3 protein-coding genes are annotated in these 2,874 nt (G+C 28.3%); all 3 read left to right on the top strand.

The annotated features are described in order from the left end of the window. Positions 1-567: 567 nt before the first annotated feature. A complete protein-coding gene (aroF, locus tag Q0370_RS01970) occupies positions 568-1,587 on the top strand; it encodes a 3-deoxy-7-phosphoheptulonate synthase (protein ID WP_299571387.1) in 1,020 nt (339 codons plus the stop codon). Between the two features lie 22 nt (positions 1,588-1,609). Next, positions 1,610-2,611 carry a tetratricopeptide repeat protein gene (locus tag Q0370_RS01965; protein WP_299571384.1) on the top strand — a complete coding sequence of 334 codons (1,002 nt, stop codon included), beginning with the start codon at positions 1,610-1,612 and terminating at the stop codon, positions 2,609-2,611. Between the two features lie 79 nt (positions 2,612-2,690). Continuing rightward, positions 2,691-2,874: NAD-binding protein (locus Q0370_RS01960; RefSeq protein ID WP_299571381.1), on the top strand; the 184-nt coding region annotated here is incomplete at its 3' end.

Below are 2,874 nucleotides of genomic sequence, written 5' to 3'. Positions count from 1 at the left end.
GTTAAATTTAAGCGCCGTTAGCTGCTAAATTTACATTTCAATTTAGCTCGCTCACGCAAATTTTATAAATTTTGGCTGTAGTAAATAAACTATTAAAGTATCGTAAAATGTAGAAATAAATATTATGTATAAATATTATCCTCTCCTAAAGTTGTTTTAAGAGAGTTTTTTTTTACAAAAATTTAGTTAAAAAATTAGGAAATACATAAAAAAGGTAAAATATAGTTACTTGAGTTTCAGAGCAAGAAAATTATGAAATACAAAGGAATTAACTTTGAAGAAGTTATTTTTGAAGCAAATATATTTAAAAATGCGAAGTAAGTTTACAAAAAATTTTAGGAAAATATTAAAGTGTACGAGAATATGCTTTGTAAAAAATTAAGAATAAAGCTACAATTAGCAAATTTTATAGTTAGCATAAAAGTAGAATATGAAGTGTTAATAGCGGATAATGAGATGTTTTTATGGTAATTTATAACGGAAAAGCTGTAGTTGTGGTATAGTTTGAAATTTATTCAAAAAAAGTTTTATAAATAAAAAATCAAAAATAAGATAGGAGAAAAAATGATGATTATTAAAGTAGACGGTGGAATAAGTGAAAAAATCTTGGAAAATTTAGTAAATAGATTGGAAACGGAGAATAATGTGAGTGTTAAATTAATTAATGGCAAAGAATATTCAATTTTAGGATTAGTTGGAGATATCAGCACAATCGATATAAAACATATCCAGTCGCTAGATTATGTGCTGGATGTACAAAGAGTACAAGAGCCTTATAAGAGAGCAAGTAGAAAATTTAAACCAGAAGACACTATTGTAAAAGTGGGAAATGTAGAAATTGGGGGAAATAGCCTTGTGATGATGGCAGGACCTTGTTCTGTGGAAAATGAAAAACAAATTATTGATACAGCAAAAGCTGTAAAAGCTGCTGGAGCAAATATCTTAAGAGGTGGAGTTGTTAAACCTAGAACGTCGCCTTATGCCTTTCAAGGATTAGGGATGGAAGGTATTGAATTGATGAAAAAAGCAAAAGAAGAAACAGGACTTCCAATAATATGCGAAGTTATGTCAATTGCTCAATTGCATGAATTTGGTCCACATCTTGATATGATTCAGTTAGGTGCGAGAAATATGCAAAATTTTGATTTGCTGAAAGAAGTTGGGAAAACAAATATTCCAGTACTGTTAAAAAGAGGATTGAGTGCAACAATTGAAGAATGGTTAATGTCGGCAGAATACATTTTGGCTGGCGGAAATGAAAATGTAGTTCTTTGTGAAAGAGGAATCAGAACTTATGAAACAGCATACAGAAATGTATTAGACTTGAATGCAGTACCTATGATTAAAAAATTGACACATTTGCCAATAATTGTAGATTCAGCTCATGCAACTGGGAAATACTGGATGGTAAAACCTCTTGCGATGGCAGGAATTGCTGTTGGAGCAGATGGATTAATGGTAGAAGTACATCCTGAGCCAGACAAGGCATTGTCAGATGGGCCTCAATCATTGAAATTTGAAGTGTTTGATGACTTGATGCAGGATGTGGAGAAGATTGCGAATGTGTTGGGGAAAAGTTTTAAATAAATTTATTAGAAGGTTGTAAAAAATGAAAAGAAAATGGCTATTATTACTAATTTTAATTTTTTCGATTAATTCTTTTTCTAAAGAAACTTATACTAAAGAAGAAAAACAATATTTAAAGCAAATTGAAAAAGGAGATAAGGATTCACTGTTAAAATTAAGTGATTATTATTTGCGAAATAGAAAATTTGAAGAATCTGAAAAATTATTATTAAAATATGAAAAAGAAAATAATAACTTAGGAAATAGTAGAGAAACAAAAGAAAAAATTATTTCATTCTATAGGTATTGGAGAGATTCAATAGTGCTTTCAGTTTTAAAAGTAAATATAGAGAAAACTAAAGAATTAGAAGAAAAAATTATTGAACGGTATAATGAATTAATAAAATCTGGTGATATAAAAGCGTTAAATGATCTGGGAGAATTTTATATTTGGATAAAACAGGATGAAAAAGGAAATAAATTGTTAAAAGAAGCTGCTGATAAAGGATATAAACCAGCTCAAGAAACTTTAGAAAGACAGAAGAAAGATAAAAGTTTTGGTGAACAAAAATTACAAGAATATGAAAATAATTATAAGGAAACAGGTGATGTTAGAGATTTGAGAATGTTAGCATATTCTTATGTAAGTTTAAAAAAATATGATTTAGCAGAAAAAACTTATTTACAGTTAATTGAATTAGAAGACTATCAACCTGATTATGCTTCATTAGCCCAAATGTATGATTATAAAACTCAAAATTATGAAAATGCCATAAAGTATTACAAATTGGCAATAGAAAAAATATCGAATAAAACTCAAAAATTTGATGCTAGAGATTATTGGATTAGAATAGGAGATATGTATTTTTTACAAGGTAATTTTATTGAAGCTGAAAAGGCGTATAAAAATTCTATGGCATTTAAGCATGCAACTGATGGTAAAACATACGAGCGAAATATGTTAATAGAAATTTATAAGTCGCAAGGAAGAACAGAGGAAATGAAAAAATTGGAAAAGCAAAATAAAAGCTGGTGGAATAATTAAAATTTTGATATTTTTCATATAATATTTAAATTGAAGTAGCTGTTTATAAGAAAATTTGTAAAAAGGGGTGTTTACAATTTTGAAAAAAATAGAAAATTTAACAGTAACAATAGTAGGACTCGGAGTAATTGGAGCAGCTTTTGCACAAAGTTTTAAGGAAATTGGTATTAAGACTGTTTATGGAATTGATATTGATGAGGAAACGATAAAGAAGGCAGAAGAGAAAAATATTATAAATAAAGGTTTTTTGGAAACAAGAGAGC

The organism is uncultured Leptotrichia sp., assembly GCF_938036635.1.
Taxonomy (GTDB): Bacteria; Fusobacteriota; Fusobacteriia; order Fusobacteriales; family Leptotrichiaceae; genus Leptotrichia; species Leptotrichia hongkongensis.
The sequence above is the reverse complement of the archived record's forward strand: the minus strand, read 5'-3'. Positions and strand labels throughout refer to the sequence as shown.

What these genes read in the sequence shown, in the direction of transcription:
- aroF (WP_299571387.1), top strand. Translation starts at nt 568, where the DNA reads ATGATTATTAAAGTAGACGGTGGAATAAGTGAAAAAATCTTGGAAAAT.
- Q0370_RS01965 (WP_299571384.1), top strand. Translation starts at nt 1,610, where the DNA reads ATGAAAAGAAAATGGCTATTATTACTAATTTTAATTTTTTCGATTAAT.